Source organism: Kineococcus aridisoli (assembly GCF_050871885.1).
Classification (GTDB): Bacteria; Actinomycetota; Actinomycetes; order Actinomycetales; family Kineococcaceae; genus Kineococcus.
Genome location: NZ_JBJLSF010000015.1, coordinates 18,639 through 33,671, shown reverse-complemented (window position 1 = coordinate 33,671; position 15,033 = coordinate 18,639). Strand labels below are relative to the sequence as shown.

Sequence of the window (15,033 nt, the reverse complement as noted above, 5' to 3'; positions counted from 1 at the left end):
GCGCCTCAGCCCCGCGTCGCCCAGTCCCCCAGGCTCCAGTCGCGCACCTCGGGCATGTCCTCCAGGTGCTCCACGACGTAGGAGGCGTGCCGCTCCAGCTGCTGGTGGCACCACGCCTTCACCTCGCCGGCCCCCACGGGCAGCCGCCGGGCGTTGTTCAGCGCGTCGATCACGAGGTGGTAGCGCGAGGCGCGGTTCTTCACCGTCATGTCGAAGGGCGTCGTCGTGGTGCCCTCCTCGATGAACCCGCGGACGTGGAAGCGGTCCGCGTCGGGGCGGCCGTGCACGAGCTGGTGGATCGCCCCGGGGAAGCCGTGGAAGGCGAACACGACGTCCACGTCGTCGGTGAACGTCTCGCGGAAGGTGAACTCGTCCATGCCGTGCGGGTGGTCGGCGGGCCGGCGCAGCCGCATGAGGTCCACGACGTTGACGACGCGGGTGCGCAGCTGCGGCAGCCGCTCGCGCAGGATCGCCGCGGCCGCCACGGTCTCCATCGTCACCACGTCACCGGCGCAGGCCAGGACGACGTCGGGGGCAGCCGAGCCGTCGTCGGTGCCCGCCCACTCCCACACGCCCGCACCGCGGGTGCAGTGCTCGACGGCCTCGTCCATCGACAGGTACTGCAGCTGCGGCTGCTTGTCGATGACGACGAGGTTCAGGTACGAGCGCGAGCGCAGGCAGTGGTCGGCCACCGACATCAGGCAGTTCGCGTCCGGCGGCAGGTAGACGCGCGCGACGCTGGAGCGCTGGGTGAGCGCGGTCTGGATGAGCCCGGGTCCCTGGTGGCTGAAGCCGTTGTGGTCGTTGCGCCAGGCCGTGGAGGTGAGCAGCACGTTGAGGCTGGGGACCTTCGCCCGCCACGGCAGGTGCGCGGCCTCCTCCAGCCACTTGGCGTGCTGGACGGTCTGCGAGGCGCTGACCATCGCGAACGCCTCGTAGGTGGCGAACAGCCCGTGCCGGCCGGTGAGGGTGTACCCCTCCAGCCAGCCGTGGCAGTTGTGCTCGCTGAGCACCTCCATGACCCGCCCGTCGCGCGAGAGCGAGACGTCGCCGGGTTCGGTCCGCTCCATCCACGCCCGGTCGGAGACCTCGAACACCGCGCCGAGGCGGTTGGAGTTGGTCTCGTCGGGGCAGAACAGCCGGAACGTGTCGGGGTTGTCGCGGTACACGTCGCGCAGGAACTCGCCCAGCTTGCGGGTGGACTCCGCCCGCGCCCCGCCGGGGCGCTGCACCTGCACGCCGTAGTCGCGGAAGTCCGGCAGGTCCAGGTCCCGCGTCAGCAGCCCGCCGTTGGCGTGCGGGGTCGCCGACATCCGCAGCTCGCCGGCCGGGTTGTTCGCCAGGACCGCGGCGCTGGGGCGGCCGTCGGCGTCGAACAGCTCCTCGGGGCGGTAGGAGCGCAGCCACTCCTCCAGCAGGCGCAGGTGCTCGGGGTCGTCGCGCACCCCCGACAGCGGCACCTGGTGCGAGCGCCAGGTGCCCTCGACCTGCACGCCGTCCACCTCGCGCGGTCCCGTCCAGCCCTTGGGGGTGCGCAGCACGATCATCGGCCACGTCGGCTGCCGGCCGTCCCAGGCGCCGCTGCGGGCGGCGGTCTGGATCTCGCGGATGCTCCGGTGGGCGCGGGCCAGCGCCGCGGCGAAGCGGTGGTGCATCCCGGGCACGTCGTCGCCCTCGACCTCGAGCACCTCGTAGCCGTGGCCCTGCAGCAGCGAGCGCAGCTGCGCGGGGTCCTTGCGCGCCAGGACGGTCGGCCCGGAGATCTTGTAGCCGTTGAGGTCCAGGACCGGCAGCACCGCCCCGTCGCGGGCGGGGTTGAGGAAGGAGACGCCCTTCCAGGAACCCTCCAGCGGCCCGGTCTCCGCCTCGCCGTCGCCGACGACGGCGACCGCGAGCAGGTCGGGGTTGTCCATGACGGCGCCGAAGGCGTGCATGAGGACGTAGCCCAGCTCACCGCCCTCGTGGATGGAGCCCGGGGTCGTCACGGAGGCGTGCGAGGGGATGCCGCCGGGGGCGGAGAACTGCCGGAACAGCCGCCGCACGCCCTCGGCGTCCTGGCCCACGTGCGGGTACACCTCGCTGTAGGTGCCCTCCAGCCAGCCGGCGGCCACGAGCGCCGGGCCGCCGTGCCCGGGGCCGGCCAGGTACAGGGCGCGCTGACCGGTCAGCCGCACCAGGCGGGACAGGTGCGCGTAGAGGAAGGACAGCCCCGTGCTGGTGCCCCAGTGGCCGAGCAGGCGCGGCTTGACGTCGCCCGGCTCCAGCGGCCGCCGCAGCAGGGCGTCGTCCTGCAGGTAGATCTGGCCGATCGTCAGGTAGTTGGCCGCCCGCCACCAGGCGTCGAGCGCGGCGAGCTCGGCCTCGTCGAGCGTGCCGAGCCGGTCCGCCGCACCGGTGGCCGGGTCGGTGGCGCTCTGGAGGGTGCTGGACGTGGAGGTGCTGCTGGACACGGTCGCCCCGTTCGGGTCTGGGTTCCAGGACACCCCTGTCCTACCCGACCCGCCCGCCCGGGACCAGGGCCGGAGGTCCGCACGTCCGGTGACGGGCGGGTGAGCGGCGGGTGCGGCGCTCCCGCACCGGCGCGCCCCTGGCGCGGGGCGGCGCGCGGGGGCAGGCTGACCGCGAGCGCCCGCGCGGGCGCAGGAGCGGGCGGGTGGTGCGGGTGCTGGTGCGGGAGGCGCTGCCGCGGGACGGCCGGGAGGTCGTCACGGTGCGCAGCGACGACGACGTCCCCTCGGCGGCGCGGGTGCTGCTGCGCCACCGGATCGCCTCGGCCCCGGTCCTGGACGCCGACGGCCGGCTCGTCGGCGTCGTCAGCGAGTCCGACCTGCTGCGCGGGCGGCTGGCCCGGGACCCGCGCGCGCACTTCCTGGAGCGTCCCGACGAGGACGCCCCGCCGCGCCTGGTCGCCGACGTCATGACCGAGCACCCCGTCACGGTCGACGTGCACGGCGACCTCGCCGACGCGGTGCACCTGCTCGTCGAGCGCGGCATCCGCGCGCTGCCCGTCCTGGACGGCCGCCGCCTGGTCGGCGTGCTTGCCCGCCGCGACGTGCTGCGCGTGACGACCCTCGACGACGAGGAGGTCCGCGACGCCGTCGCGGCCAAGCTCGCCGCCGACCTGCCCGGGCAGTCGTGGACCGTCGAGGTCACCGACGGCGTCGTCGTGCTGGCCGGTCCGCACGAGGAGGCCGCCCGGCGCATCGCGGCCGTCCTGGCCCGCACGGTGCCGGGCGTGGTGCGCGTGGGCGGTGAGGAGCCCACCAGCGTGGACGCACCGGTGCGCCGCGAGCGCCCCTGAGCCGCGCCCCCGACCCGCGCCCCCGGCGGGGTTCAGTCGACGACCTCGTCGACCTGGCCGCCGGCCGGGCCGTCCAGGGGGCTGCGCCGGCTGCGCGCGGCGGCGCGCTCGGCGTCGGGCACGACGACCACCGGGCCGCGGGCGCGGTGCAGCACCTCGTGGCTGGTGGAGCCCAGCAGCGCGCTGGCGAACGCGCCGTGCCCGCGGGAGCCGACGACGACGAGCTCGGCGCCCTCGGCGGCGGTCAGGACCGCGTCGGAGGCGAAGGGGTCCTCCACGACCTCGCCGCGCACCCGCAGCCCGGGGTGCTGGGCGCGCCAGCGGGAGAGCAGGTCCTGCTGGGCGCCGCGGGCGGCCGCCTCGGCGGCCTCGTGGGCCTCGCCGAACGCCGCGGGCGCGAGGTCGGCGGTGCGGTCCAGCGGGGTCTGCCAGGCCGTCACCACCCGCAGCGGGACGTCGAGGGCCGCGGCGTGCGCGGCGGCCCAGCCGGCGGCGGCCTGCGCCGCGGGCGAGCCGTCCCAGCCGACGACGACGCCCTGCGCGCCCGGCGCCGGCAGGTCCCGGACGACGGCGACGGGGCAGCAGGCGTGCGAGGCGAGGAAGAGGCTGGTGGAGCCCAGCTGGAAGGCGCCGAACAGCCCGGCGCGCAGGCGGCTGCGGCGGCGGGCGCCGCTGACGACGAGCTCCGCGTGCCGGGCGTGGCGCAGCAGGGCCCGGCGGGGGCTCTCGCGGGCGAGGACGGCGCGGACCTCCACGTCGGCGCTCTCCCGGGCCGCGCGCCGCGCCGCGCGCAGCTCCTCGCGGGCGGCGGCCTCGAGGTGGGCGGCCACCTCGGGGGTGAGGACGGCCGCCGTGCCGTCGAGCACCACCGGCTGGGCCTGCGCGTGCACGAGCACCAGCAGCGCCCCGCGCCGGGAGGCCTCGCGCGCGGCCCACACCAGGGCCGCCCGCGACTCCGCGAGGCTGCTGGTGCCCACCACGACCGTCCGCTGCCCGTCCGCGTCCACGACGTCCTCCTCACCCCGCCGCCACGGCTGCGCTGCCGCTGCGGCTCCAGCATCGCGCTGCCGCGGCGCGCGGACCAGGGGCCGGCGCCCCCGGATCAGCCGCGGGGGGCCGCCGTGCTCTCGCGCACGACGAACTCGCTGGGCACCAGGCCGACCGGCCCCACGTCCGCGCCGGGGTCCAGCCGCTGCAGCACGGCGCGGACGGCGCGGCGGCCGACCTCGACGAGGTCGTGCCGGACGGTGCTCAGGCGGGGCACCGCGTACGCGGCCGCCTCCACGTCGTCGAAGCCGGTGACGCTGAGGTCGTGCGGCACCCGCACCCCCGCGTCGGCGCACGCGCGCAGCAGCCCCAGCGCCATCTGGTCGTTCGCGCAGACGACCGCGGTCGTGGCGGGGTGCTCGGCCAGCAGGGCGGCGCCGAGGGCGGCGCCCGAGGCGGCGCTCCAGTCCCCCGCGGGCGCGGCGGGCACCGGCAGGCCGTGCTCGCGCAGCACCTGCGCCCAGACGGTGGTGCGCCGGCGCGCGGTCGCGGAGTCGTCCGGGCCGGCCAGGTGCGCGATCCGGCGGTGCCCCAGGCCCAGCAGGTGCTCGACGGCGGCGCGCACCCCCGGGCGGGGGTCGCTGTCGACGGCGGGGAAGACGTCCTGCCCGTCGCCGTCGGTGACGACGACGGGCACGTCGACGGGCAGCCCCGCGCTCGCCTCGCGCAGCACCGAGGAGGCCACGCAGACGACGAGCGCGTCGACGTCGCGGCCGGCCAGGGCGGTCGCGACGCCGGAGACGTCGCGCAGCGAGGGCGCGTGCACCGGCACCAGGGAGATCCGGTAGCCGTGCCGGGCGGCCTCCTCGGTGATGCCGTCGAGGACGAGGACGGCGCCGTGGGTGCTCAGCGTGGAGGCGATGACGCCGATGGTGCGCGAGGAGCCCGTGGCCAGCGTGCGGGCGGCGGCGTTGGCGCGGTAGCCGAGCTGGTCGACGGCGGCCAGGACGCGCTCGCGGGTGGCCGGGTCGACGTTGGCGCGGTCGTTGACGACCCGGGAGACCGTCTGCGCCGAGACGCCGGCCAGGCGCGCGACGTCGGCCATGCTCGCGGCCCGGTGCAGGCGCCGGCCGACCCGCGGCCCCCCCGGCCCGGTGATCTCCACGGCGGCATGGTGGCACGCACCCGGCCGCGACGGGTCGAGCGTTGTGTGTTAGCGCAAACACGCGTAGCGTCCCCGGAGTCGCCGCTGGAGGCGCCGCGGGACGGGCACCTGGGAGATCGGAGCGCGGCGTGGACGCCACCGGGGCCGGGCACGAGGCCGCGGGCGCGGCCTGCGGGCACCTGCGGGCGCTCGCCCGGCAGGCCGCGCGGCAACCGCTCGTGCTCGCCGTGGACGGCGTCCGGCTGGTCTGCCTCACCGAGGACGCCTTCACCCGCCTCACCGGCGCCACCGGGGCCGCTGGTGCCGCCGGGACGCCGGGCGGTGCCACCCCGGAGGCGGGCCCCTCCCGCCCGGCGGCGGTCCGCCTGACCCCGCGCGAGCGGGAGGTCCTGCTGCTCGTCGCCACCGGTCGCACCGCGGCGGGCGCGGCGACCGTGCTCGGCGTCGCCGTCAACACCGTCAGCCAGCACCTGGTGGGCGTGCGCCGCAAGTACGGCGTCTCCAGCACGCGCGCGGCCGTCGAGCGCGCCCGGGCGGACGGCGAGCTGCCGCCCGGGTGAGCACCCGGGCGCCCGGGGACCTGCGCACCCGGGCACCTGAGCACCCGGGCACCGCGCCCGGCTCGCTACCCTGCCCGGGCCGCGACCCCGACGCCCGCGAGGAGCCCCGCGTTGCCCACCCCCGCGAGCCGTCCCGCCCTGGCCCGCCGCCTCGGCGTCCGCGACGCGGTCGTCGTCGGGCTGGGCGCCATGCTGGGGGCCGGGGTCTTCTCCGCCTGGGCCCCGGCCGCCGCCGCCGCCGGCAGCGGGCTGCTGCTCGGGCTCGCCGTGGCCGCCGTCGTCGCCGTCTGCAACGCGACGTCCTCGGCCCGCCTGGCCGCGGTCCACCCCGAGTCCGGCGGGACCTACGCCTACGGCCGCCTGCGCCTGGGCGAGTTCTGGGGCTTCCTGGCCGGGTGGGCGTTCGTCGTCGGCAAGAGCGCCAGCTGCGCGGCGATGGCCCTGACGTTCGCCACCCAGGTGGCGCCCGAGCACGCCCGCCCGCTGGCCCTGGCCGCCGTGGCCGCGATCACCGCCCTGGACTCCCGCGGCGTGCAGAAGTCGGCGCTGGTGACCCGCCTGCTCGTCGTGGCCGTCCTGCTCACGCTGACCGTCGTCGTGGTGGCCGCCCTGGCCGGCGGCACCGCGGACGCCGGGCGGCTGCGCTGGGAGGGCGTGGACGCCGGCGGGGTGCTGACCTCCGCGGGCCTGCTGTTCTTCGCCTTCGCCGGGTACGCGCGCATCGCCACGCTCGGCGAGGAGGTGCGCGACCCGGCCCGCACCATCCCGCGGGCGGTGCCGATCGCCCTGGGGACCACCTTCGCCGTCTACGCCGCCGTCGGGGTGGCCGTCCTCGCCGCGCTCGGCCCGGACGCCCTGGCGGCGGGCCCGGCGCCGCTGCGGCGCGCGGTGGAAGCGGGCTCGGCGGCCGGCTGGGCCCCGCTCGTCGCGGTCGGCGGCGCGCTGGCCGCCCTGAGCTCCCTGCTGACGCTGCTGCTGGGCGTCTCGCGCACCACGTTCGCGATGGCCCGCGAGCGCGACCTGCCGCCGGTGCTGGCCGCCGTCCACCCCGTCCACGGGGTCCCGCACCGCGCGGCGCTGGCCGTGGGGGCGGTCGTCGCCGTGCTGGTCACCACGGTCGACCTGCGCGACGCCATCGGGTTCTCCTCATTCGGCGTCCTCGTCTACTACGCCGTCGCCAACGCCAGCGCGTGGACGCTCACCCGCGAGCAGGGCCGCCCGCCCCGCGTCGTGCCCGCGCTCGGGCTGCTGGGCTGCGTGGTGCTGGCGCTGAGCCTGCCCACCGGCCCGCTGCTCGGCGGCGCGGCGGTGCTGGCGGCCGGTGCGCTGGTGTGGTGGGTGCGCGAGCGGTTCCGCGCGCGGCGGCCCGCCGGCCGCTGAGCGCCCGGGCCCGCCGCGGCGGCGCGGGGTTCAGCGGCCGGCGAGCAGGTCGTCGACGGCGGCCTCCAGCGTGGCCTGCGCCTGCGCCGGGTCGTCGAGGTAGCCGGCCACCATCGCCCCGTCCCGCAGCACCGTCCACCGCCGCGCGGCGCCCGGCGGGTCGGGGTGCCCGGCGGCGCCCAGCGCCCGCTCGACCGTGGACCCCAGCCACCGGCGGTGCTCGCGCACGACCCGGCGGACGGGGCTGGCGGGGTCGGGGTGCTCGGCGGCGGCGTTGATGAAGGGGCAGCCGCGGAAGCCCGGCCCGCACAGCTGCTCGCCGACGGCACCGGTGAGCCGGCGCACGAAGGCCGCCGCCTCCTCCGGTGCGGCGGGCGGCTCGGCGACCCGCTCGCGCACCCCGCGGTCGACGTCCTGCAGGTAGGCGACGACGAGGGCCTCCTTGCCGGCGAAGTGCCGGTAGAAGGTGGCCCGGGTGACCGAGGCCTCCTCGACGACCCGGTCCACCCCCACCGAGCGCAGGCCCTCGGCGTAGAAGAGCGCGGACGCCGTGCGCAGCAACCGTTCCCGGGCCGGGGTGGAGCGCACGTCGGTCGTCACCGGACCACGGTAGCCGCGGCCGGCGCCGGGCCGCTCCGCTTGACCGGGCCGTCCGGAGGGTGTGCACTCCTGGGAGAACGAACGTTCTACCTACTGGGAGGCTCCCGTGCCCGTCGTCTACACCGCCGTCGCCACCGCCACCGGGGAGGGCCGCAGCGGGCGCACGCGCTCCTCCGACGGCCTCGTCGACCTCGACCTCGCCGTGCCGGAGGAGATGGGCGGCCCCGGCGGCGGCGCCAACCCCGAGCAGCTGTTCGCCGCCGGCTACGCCGCGTGCTTCCACAGCGCCCTCAAGGCCGTCGCGCGCGAGCGCAAGGCGTCCTTCACCGACTCCGCCGTCACCGCCGAGGTCGGCATCGGCCCGGACGGCGCCGGCGGCTTCGGCCTGGAGGTCACCCTGCACGTCGAGCTCGGCGGCATCGAGCAGGCCGCCGCGGAGCAGCTCGTCGAGGCCGCCCACCGGGTGTGCCCCTACTCCAACGCCACCCGCGGCAACGTGCCCGTCACCCTCGAGACCGTCACCGCCTGATGGGCGCGCGCGGGGCGGCCCGCACCGCCGCGCAGGCCGCGCTCGGCCTGGTGCTGCTGACCGCCGGCACCGGCCACCTGACCACCCGGCGGCAGGAGTTCCAGGCGCAGGTGCCGCCGTGGCTGCCGCTGGACGCGGACCTCGTCGTCGTGGCCTCCGGCGTCGTGGAGCTCGCCCTCGGCGGGGCGCTGCTGCTGGCGTGGCGCCGGCCGGCCCGCCCGCTGGCGGGCGCCGCCACGGCCGTCTTCCTCGTCGCCGTCTTCCCCGGCAACGTCTCCCAGCTGCTCACCCGCACCGACGCCTTCGGCCTCGACAGCGACACCGCGCGCGCTGTGCGGCTGCTCTTCCAGCCCGTGCTCGTGGTGTGGGCGCTGTGGTCGACGGGCGCCTGGCGGGCGCTGCGGGAGCGCCGGCGGCGACGCTGATCAGCCCTCCGGGAGCACCGGCACCATCTGCGAGAGGTTCCTGTCCCAGACGCGCGGGCGGCGCCCGGCGTGCTGCGCCGCGAGCTCCTCGCGGACCTGCGCGGCCGTCCGCCCCGGCTCGGCCAGCCGGTGCGCGCCGGTCTCCTCGAAGCGGTCCTCGGCGAAGCAGTAGGCGACCTGGTCCAGGGCGTCGAGCATCCGGATCGTGACGAGCTCCTCGACCAGCACGTCCCCGGGGCGCTCCGCCGCGGGGTGCAGGGTGCGCGCCGCGGCCAGGAACTCCTCGCCGCGGGCGGGGTCGGGGAAGGTGTAGCGGTCCGGTCCACCGGCGTCGTCGCCGCTGACCAGGCCGATGCTCTGGCCGTGGCGCAGCAGCTCGCAGGACCAGCGGACCCCGTCGTCGGTGTCCTGCTCCTGGTAGCCGGTGACGCTGTAGCGCTGGTGGGGGTGGCTGACGGGGAGGGGCACGCGGCACGGTACCGCCGGCGCCCCTACGACGGCGGCTGCGGGGACGGCGGCGCGGTCCCCCCGGCGGCGTCCCCGGTGATCGCGGCGACCTCCGGCCCGCGCGGGACGGCGTGGCCGCTCAGCGCCAGCAGGAACTCCGCCGCGGCCCGGTCGCCCTCGGGCACCCCGGCCAGCGCCGCGGTGACCATGTGGTCGCGCAGGTCGCTCTGCAGGTGCCCGGCGATCTCCTGCGCCAGCGTGGTGGCCGAGTCCGCCGGGCCGAGCACCGTCACCGACAGCAGGTGCCTGCGGCGCACGTACGCCGACCAGTGCTCCCAGCCGTAGACGTCCTCGGTCAGCGCCCGTCCCGGGCGCGCCCTCGTCGGGTTCGCCATCGTCGGCAGGCTGGTGGCCCACCACCGCTGCCCGGCGAAGAAGACGACGACCTGCTCGCGCATCGCCTCCACCACGAACGCGCGCTCCCCCGGTTCCACGAGTGCGCGCAGCAGGGCCACCGGGTCCCGCTCGGCGCGCAGCCGCCCGTCGTCCAGCCGCCCGACCCGCTCCCCCAGCCAGGTCGCCGCACCGCGCGCCCCCGGCAGCCCGCCGCTGCTCGCACCCACCCGGCCACGGTAGGCGCCGCGCGGCCCGGGTCCCGCCGGGCGCCCCTGTGGCAGACTCGGCGCGCAGGACCCGCCCCAGTAGCTCAGAGGCCAGAGCGCCCGCCTTGTAAGCGGATGGTCGCCGGTTCGACTCCGGCCTGGGGCTCCACCCGCCGGCACCCGTCCCGCTCAGCCCTCGGCGCGCGCCTGCGCGACCCGGTGCGGCACGCGCAGCAGGCGGATCGCGGTGACGAGCACGAGGCCGCCCACCAGGTTGCCCAGGGCCGACCACCCCAGCCGCGGCAGCCAGTCGCCGTAGCCGACGTCGGCGCCCGCGTGGATCGCCGCGAACACCAGCAGCGAGTCCAGCACGGAGTGGAACAGCTGCCCACCGGCGAGCAGGGCGCCGAAGAGGACCGCCGGCACGATGCGCACGCCGGTGCTGTCGGTGCCGTGCTGCATGCGGGTCATGAGGGTGATGACGACACCGGCCACGACGGCCAGGCAGAACGACTGCAGGCCGACGGGGATCGTCGCGTACGTGGTGCCGGCCTCGACGGCGGTCGCGCGCAGGCGCGGCAGGCCCTGCACCACCAGCCAGGTGAGCACCCACCCGCCGGCCAGGTTGGCGACCAGGGTGACCGCCCACAGCCGCAGCAGCGCCCCGACGGTGCCCTCGCGGGCGACGACGGCCGCCACGGGGACGAGGAAGTTCTCGGTGAACAGCTCGCTGCGCGCCAGCAGCAGGGCCACGAAGCCCAGCGAGAAGGCCAGCCCCGCCAGCAGGTGGTCCCCGGTCTCCGCCATGACCACGAGGTAGGCCAGGACACCGGTGGCGATGTCGATGCCGCCCAGCAGGCCGGTGCACAGCAGCGGCAGGAACGGCCTGCTCAGCCGCTCCCGCCCCTCCCCCACGAGCCGGTCGAAGGCGTGCTCCACCTCCGGCTCGGGGTGCCGGGGGGTCTCGGTGGACAGGGCGGGTCGATCGCTCACGGGAGCTCCTGGGTCGGGCGGGGCGGCTGCTTCCGCCTGCCCCCGCCGTACCCGCCCGGGACGGGACCACGCGGGACCCGCCGGTTGGATCCGGCCTCCTCGGGGTACGACCCCCTCGCGGGAGTTCCAGCAGGTGGGCTCCGTACCAGGCTCCAACCCGTGGGCTGTCCACTGACCCCGCCGCCGGCGGGCACGGCCGAGGAGCCCCGTTGACCGACACCACCACCACCGACACCACCACCACCGTCCGGACGACCCCCCTGCGCGAGGGCACGCTGCGGGAGCTGCCGCCGGACGTGTCCGTCCCCGAGTACGACCGCGCCGCGCTGGCACCCGCCGTGGTGCACATCGGCGTGGGCGGCTTCCACCGCGCCCACCAGGCCGTCTACCTCGACGAGCTGGCCCGCCGCGGCCACCGCGACTGGGGCCTGGTCGGCGTCGGGATGCACAGCCCGCAGATGGGCGAGGTCCTCGCCGACCAGGACCGGCTGTGGACGGTCGTCGAGCGCAGCGGCGACGGCTCCGAGCGCGCCCGCGTCGTCGGCGTCATGACGCGCTACCTGCTGGCGGCGCAGGACCCGCAGGCCGTGCTCGACGTCCTCGCCGACGAGCGCACCCGGCTCGTCATGCTGACGATCACGGGCACCAGCTACCGCATCGACCCCCACACCGGCGAGTTCGACGCCGACGACGACGAGGTCCGCGCCGACCTGGAGCACCCGCGGCAGCCCGCGACGGTGTTCGGGTACCTCACCGAGGCGCTCGCCCGCCGGCGGGCGGCCGGCGCGGCGCCGTTCACGGTGCTCTCCTGCGACAACATGCAGCACAACGGCTCCGCCGCGCGCACCGCGCTGGTCTCCTTCGCCCGGCTGCGCGACGAGCGCACCGGCGACGACCTGGCCGGCTGGATCGAGGAGCGCGTGAGCTTCCCGAGCTCCATGGTGGACCGGATCACCCCCGTGACCACCCCCGAGGAGCGCGACGCCGTCGCCGCCTCGACCGGTGTCGACGACCGCTGGCCCGTCATCACCGAACCCTTCTCCCAGTGGGTCGTGGAGGACGACTTCTGCAACGGCCGCCCGCCGCTGGAGGAGGTCGGCGTGCAGCTGACCGACGACGTCACCCCCTACGAGACGATGAAGACGCGGCTGCTCAACGCCAGCCACTGCGCCCTGGGCTACCTGGGGTACCTGGCGGGGTACCGGACCATCGACGAGGTGATGGCCGACGACGTCTTCCGCGCCTACCTCGAGCACCTCATGCGCGACGAGATCGTCCCGCTGCTGCCGCCGGTGCCGGGGATCGACCTGGAGGAGTACCAGCGCACGCTGGTGCAGCGCCTGAGCAACCCCGAGATGGGCGACCAGCTGCTGCGGCTGTGCCGGCGCGGGGCCACGAAGATGCCGAACTACGTCTTCCCCTCGCTGCGCGGTGCGCTGGCGCAGCAGCGCCCGCACCAGCTGCTCGTGCTGGCCGTCGCCGGCTGGATGCGCTTCCTGCGCGGCTACGACTACGCCGGTGAGCCGATCCCCGTCGAGGGCCCGCTCTCGGAGCGGCTGGTGGAGCTGGCCGGCGCGGGCGAGGTCGACCCCTCGGCGCTGCTCAGCGAGCGCAGCGTCTTCGACAGCCTCTCCCTCGACGAGCACTTCGCCGCCTCGGTCGAGGTGGCGCTGCGCGCCCTGGAGGAGCAGGGTCCGCGAGAGGTGATCGAGCTGTACCTGGCACTGGACGAGAAGGGCGCCGCATGACGAACCGCTCCACCGACCTCGACCCCGCGGGGGTCACGACCCTGCTGGTCGACGCCGACGGGACCCTCTTCCCCTCGGAGGAACCGGCCTACGCCGCCTCGGCGGACGTCACCAACCGGTTCCTGGCCGAGCTGGGGGCCGAGCGGCCCTACAGCCCCGCCGAGCTGCAGGCGATGACCAACGGCAAGAACTTCCGCGCCGCCGCCCAGGAGCTGGCCCGCGGGTACGGGCGCGAGCTGCAGCGCGACGACCTGGACCGGTGGGTCGCGCAGGAGAAGGACGTCGTCACCGCGCACCTGCGCACCGTCCTGCGCCCGGACCCGCGGGTGCGCGACCCGCTGGCGCAGCTGGCGCAGCGCTACGGCCTGGCGGCCGTCACCTCCAGCGCCTCCTCGCGGCTGGACGCCTGCCTGGCGGTGACGGGGCTGGAGGACCTGTTCGAGCCCCGGCACCGCTTCAGCGCCGAGGACTCCCTGCCCGAGCCCACGAGCAAGCCCGACCCGGCCGTCTACGTGCTGGCGGGCGAGCGGCTCGGCGTCACCCCCGACCGGGCGGTGGCCGTGGAGGACTCCCTCAACGGTGCGCTGTCGGCCGTGGCCGCGGGCTTCCGCACCATCGGCACCGTGCAGTTCGTGCCGCCCGCCGAGCGCGAGGCGCGCACCGCCGGGCTGCGCGAGGCCGGCTGCGCGGCCGTCGTCTCCTCGTGGGAGCAGGCGTGCGAGCTGCTGCTGCCCGGCTGAGCCGCGCCCCGGCGCGCGGCGGCGGGGTGGCCGGGAACGCCGCCGCGCCCGCGCGGGTTGGCACGGCGGGACGCGCGAGGGCGCGGCCGACGGGCGGAGGGAGCCGGACGTGGCAGCAGTGGACGACCTGGTCGTCACGCACGACGAGCAGGCGCACCGGTGGGAGGGCCGCCTCGAGGGGCGGGTCGTCGCGCTGGCCGACTACGTCCCGCAGGACGGGGCGATCGCGATGGTGCACACCGAGGTGGCGCCCGAGCACGAGCACGAGGGGCTGGCGACCAAGGTCGTCGAGGCCGCCCTCGCCGACGTGCGGGCGCGCGGGTTGAAGGTCGTCCCCGCGTGCTCGTTCGTGCGGCTGCACCTGCGGCGGCACGCCGAGGAGCACGCCGACATCCTGTGAGCGCGCCGGCGCGGCAGGATGTCGGCGTGGCCGACCCCGCCCCCCCTCGCCGACGCCCCCGCCAGCGCGCCGGCGGGCCGGTGACCCTGGACGACGTCGCCCGCGAGGCGGGGGTCTCGCTGGCCACCGCCTCGCGCGTGCTCAACGGCAGCACCCGGGTCGTCGGCGAGGCGCTGCGCGAGCGGGTGACGGCCGCCGCCGAGCGGCTGGACTACAGCGCCAACGCGCAGGCGCAGGCGATGGCCCGGGGACGCTCGAACGTGGTGGGCCTGGTCGTGCACGACATCGCCGACCCGTACTTCTCCACGATCGCGGCGGGCGTCATGGCGCGCGCCGCGGGCTCCGACGTCATCGTCACCCTGGCCGTCACCGGCGGGGACCCCTGGCGCGAGGTGCAGCACGTGGCGGCCCTGCGCCGCCAGCGGGTGCGGGCGGTGCTGCTGGCGGGTTCGCGCTGGCAGGACGGGGCGTCGACGAGCGCGCTGCGCGCGGAGCTGGAGGCCTTCCGCTCCGGCGGCGGGCGGGTGGCCGCGGTGACGCAGGACGTGCTGGGGGTCGACACCGTCCTCGTCGACAACCGCGGCGCGGCCGGGCGGCTCGCCGCGGCGCTCGTCGACGCGGGCTACCGGGAGTTCTGGCTGCTGCCCGGCCCGCAGGAGCTGTCGACGGCGGCCGAGCGGACGGCGGGCTTCCGCGCGGGCCTGCAGGCCCGCGGGCTGGTGCCGCAGGCCGTGCTGGACAGCTCCTTCACCCGCGACGGCGCGTACGCCGCCCTCGCGCGGGCGCTGCGCGAGGGGCCCCCGCCGCGCACCGGGGGGCGCCGGCCGGTGGTGCTGGCCGCCAACGACGTCATGGCCGTGGGGGCGATGGCCGCGGCGCGCGACGCGGGGCTGCGGGTGCCCGAGGACCTCGCCGTCGCCGGCTTCGACGACATCCCGACGCTGCGCGACATCGCCCCGGCGCTGACGACGGTGCGCCTGCCGCTGGCCGACATCGGCGCCGCCGCGTTCGACCTCGTCGAGTCCGCCGAGGACGGGCGGGTGCGCCACCGGCACGTCGACAGCGAGGTGCTGCTGCGCGCCAGCACCCCCGCACAGCCTCCAGGGGCCGAGGCCGAGGCGTCGGCCTGAGCCGGCCGCGGCCCGCGCCCCGCCGC

The 15,033-nt window shown here is 77.1% G+C and carries 16 protein-coding genes and 1 tRNA gene; 10 read left to right on the top strand and 7 right to left on the bottom strand.

The window, feature by feature from the left end; translation table 11 throughout:
* Window positions 1-5 precede the first annotated feature (5 nt).
* Window positions 6-2,450: a phosphoketolase family protein gene (locus ACRYM2_RS06510; RefSeq protein WP_432520806.1), complete on the bottom strand. Its 2,445-nt coding sequence runs from the start codon at window positions 2,448-2,450 to the stop codon at window positions 6-8.
* Between the two features lie 203 nt (window positions 2,451-2,653).
* On the opposite strand from ACRYM2_RS06510, the gene ACRYM2_RS06505 reads away from it, so the two are divergent.
* Window positions 2,654-3,301, top strand: coding sequence for a CBS domain-containing protein (locus ACRYM2_RS06505; RefSeq protein WP_432520804.1), 648 nt, complete (start codon window positions 2,654-2,656; stop codon window positions 3,299-3,301).
* A gap of 32 nt (window positions 3,302-3,333) precedes the next feature.
* Here the strand turns inward: ACRYM2_RS06505 and ACRYM2_RS06500 are convergent, their stop codons facing one another.
* On the bottom strand, window positions 3,334-4,308 hold the full coding sequence (locus ACRYM2_RS06500; RefSeq protein WP_432520802.1) for a universal stress protein: 975 nt from the start codon (window positions 4,306-4,308) through the stop codon (window positions 3,334-3,336).
* A gap of 95 nt (window positions 4,309-4,403) precedes the next feature.
* Window positions 4,404-5,453: a LacI family DNA-binding transcriptional regulator gene (locus ACRYM2_RS06495; RefSeq protein WP_432520800.1), complete on the bottom strand. Its 1,050-nt coding sequence runs from the start codon at window positions 5,451-5,453 to the stop codon at window positions 4,404-4,406.
* Window positions 5,454-5,581: 128 nt separating this feature from the next.
* Here ACRYM2_RS06495 and ACRYM2_RS06490 point away from each other — a divergent pair, with 128 nt between their 5' ends.
* A complete protein-coding gene (locus ACRYM2_RS06490; RefSeq protein WP_432520798.1) occupies window positions 5,582-6,013 on the top strand; it encodes a LuxR C-terminal-related transcriptional regulator in 432 nt (143 codons plus the stop codon).
* Window positions 6,014-6,124: 111 nt separating this feature from the next.
* On the top strand, window positions 6,125-7,393 hold the full coding sequence (locus ACRYM2_RS06485) for an APC family permease (protein WP_432520797.1): 1,269 nt from the start codon (window positions 6,125-6,127) through the stop codon (window positions 7,391-7,393).
* A gap of 30 nt (window positions 7,394-7,423) precedes the next feature.
* Here ACRYM2_RS06485 and ACRYM2_RS06480 read toward each other — a convergent pair whose 3' ends face one another.
* Complete coding sequence (locus tag ACRYM2_RS06480) at window positions 7,424-7,993, bottom strand: TetR/AcrR family transcriptional regulator (protein ID WP_432520795.1); 570 nt, start codon at window positions 7,991-7,993, stop codon at window positions 7,424-7,426.
* A 106-nt stretch (window positions 7,994-8,099) separates the two neighbouring features.
* Between ACRYM2_RS06480 and ACRYM2_RS06475 the strand changes: the two genes are divergently transcribed.
* Both ACRYM2_RS06475 and ACRYM2_RS06470 read left to right on the top strand, forming a co-directional pair.
* Window positions 8,100-8,522 (top strand): organic hydroperoxide resistance protein, encoded by a 423-nt coding sequence (locus tag ACRYM2_RS06475; RefSeq protein ID WP_432520793.1) that lies wholly within the window; start codon window positions 8,100-8,102, stop codon window positions 8,520-8,522.
* Window positions 8,522-8,947, top strand: a complete 426-nt coding sequence (locus ACRYM2_RS06470; RefSeq protein WP_432520792.1) for a DoxX family protein — start codon at window positions 8,522-8,524, stop codon at window positions 8,945-8,947. Before ACRYM2_RS06475 ends, ACRYM2_RS06470 begins: the two co-directional genes overlap by 1 nt.
* Here the strand turns inward: ACRYM2_RS06470 and ACRYM2_RS06465 are convergent, their stop codons facing one another.
* A complete protein-coding gene (locus ACRYM2_RS06465) occupies window positions 8,948-9,415 on the bottom strand; it encodes a hypothetical protein (RefSeq protein ID WP_432520791.1) in 468 nt (155 codons plus the stop codon). It abuts the gene before it with no gap.
* 23 nt (window positions 9,416-9,438) lie between these two features.
* On the bottom strand, window positions 9,439-10,017 hold the full coding sequence (locus ACRYM2_RS06460; protein WP_432520790.1) for a hypothetical protein: 579 nt from the start codon (window positions 10,015-10,017) through the stop codon (window positions 9,439-9,441).
* Window positions 10,018-10,089: 72 nt separating this feature from the next.
* Between ACRYM2_RS06460 and ACRYM2_RS06455 the strand changes: the two genes are divergently transcribed.
* A tRNA-Thr gene (locus tag ACRYM2_RS06455) sits at window positions 10,090-10,165 on the top strand.
* Window positions 10,166-10,185: 20 nt separating this feature from the next.
* Here ACRYM2_RS06455 and ACRYM2_RS06450 read toward each other — a convergent pair.
* The gene (locus ACRYM2_RS06450) at window positions 10,186-10,989 is read right to left on the bottom strand and encodes a formate/nitrite transporter family protein (protein ID WP_432520789.1); all 804 of its coding nucleotides are present in this window, start codon (window positions 10,987-10,989) and stop codon (window positions 10,186-10,188) included.
* 209 nt (window positions 10,990-11,198) lie between these two features.
* Here ACRYM2_RS06450 and ACRYM2_RS06445 point away from each other — a divergent pair, with 209 nt between their 5' ends.
* From ACRYM2_RS06445 to ACRYM2_RS06430, 4 genes are all read left to right on the top strand, one after another.
* Entirely contained in the window at window positions 11,199-12,737 is a 1,539-nt protein-coding gene (locus tag ACRYM2_RS06445; protein ID WP_432520787.1) for a mannitol dehydrogenase family protein, read from the top strand.
* A complete protein-coding gene (locus ACRYM2_RS06440) occupies window positions 12,734-13,477 on the top strand; it encodes an HAD family hydrolase (protein ID WP_432520785.1) in 744 nt (247 codons plus the stop codon). Before ACRYM2_RS06445 ends, ACRYM2_RS06440 begins: the two co-directional genes overlap by 4 nt.
* A gap of 109 nt (window positions 13,478-13,586) precedes the next feature.
* Window positions 13,587-13,877 (top strand): GNAT family N-acetyltransferase, encoded by a 291-nt coding sequence (locus ACRYM2_RS06435; RefSeq protein WP_432520783.1) that lies wholly within the window; start codon window positions 13,587-13,589, stop codon window positions 13,875-13,877.
* A gap of 26 nt (window positions 13,878-13,903) precedes the next feature.
* Window positions 13,904-15,007, top strand: coding sequence for a LacI family DNA-binding transcriptional regulator (locus tag ACRYM2_RS06430; protein ID WP_432520781.1), 1,104 nt, complete (start codon window positions 13,904-13,906; stop codon window positions 15,005-15,007).
* The last annotated feature ends 26 nt before the right edge of the window (window positions 15,008-15,033 follow it).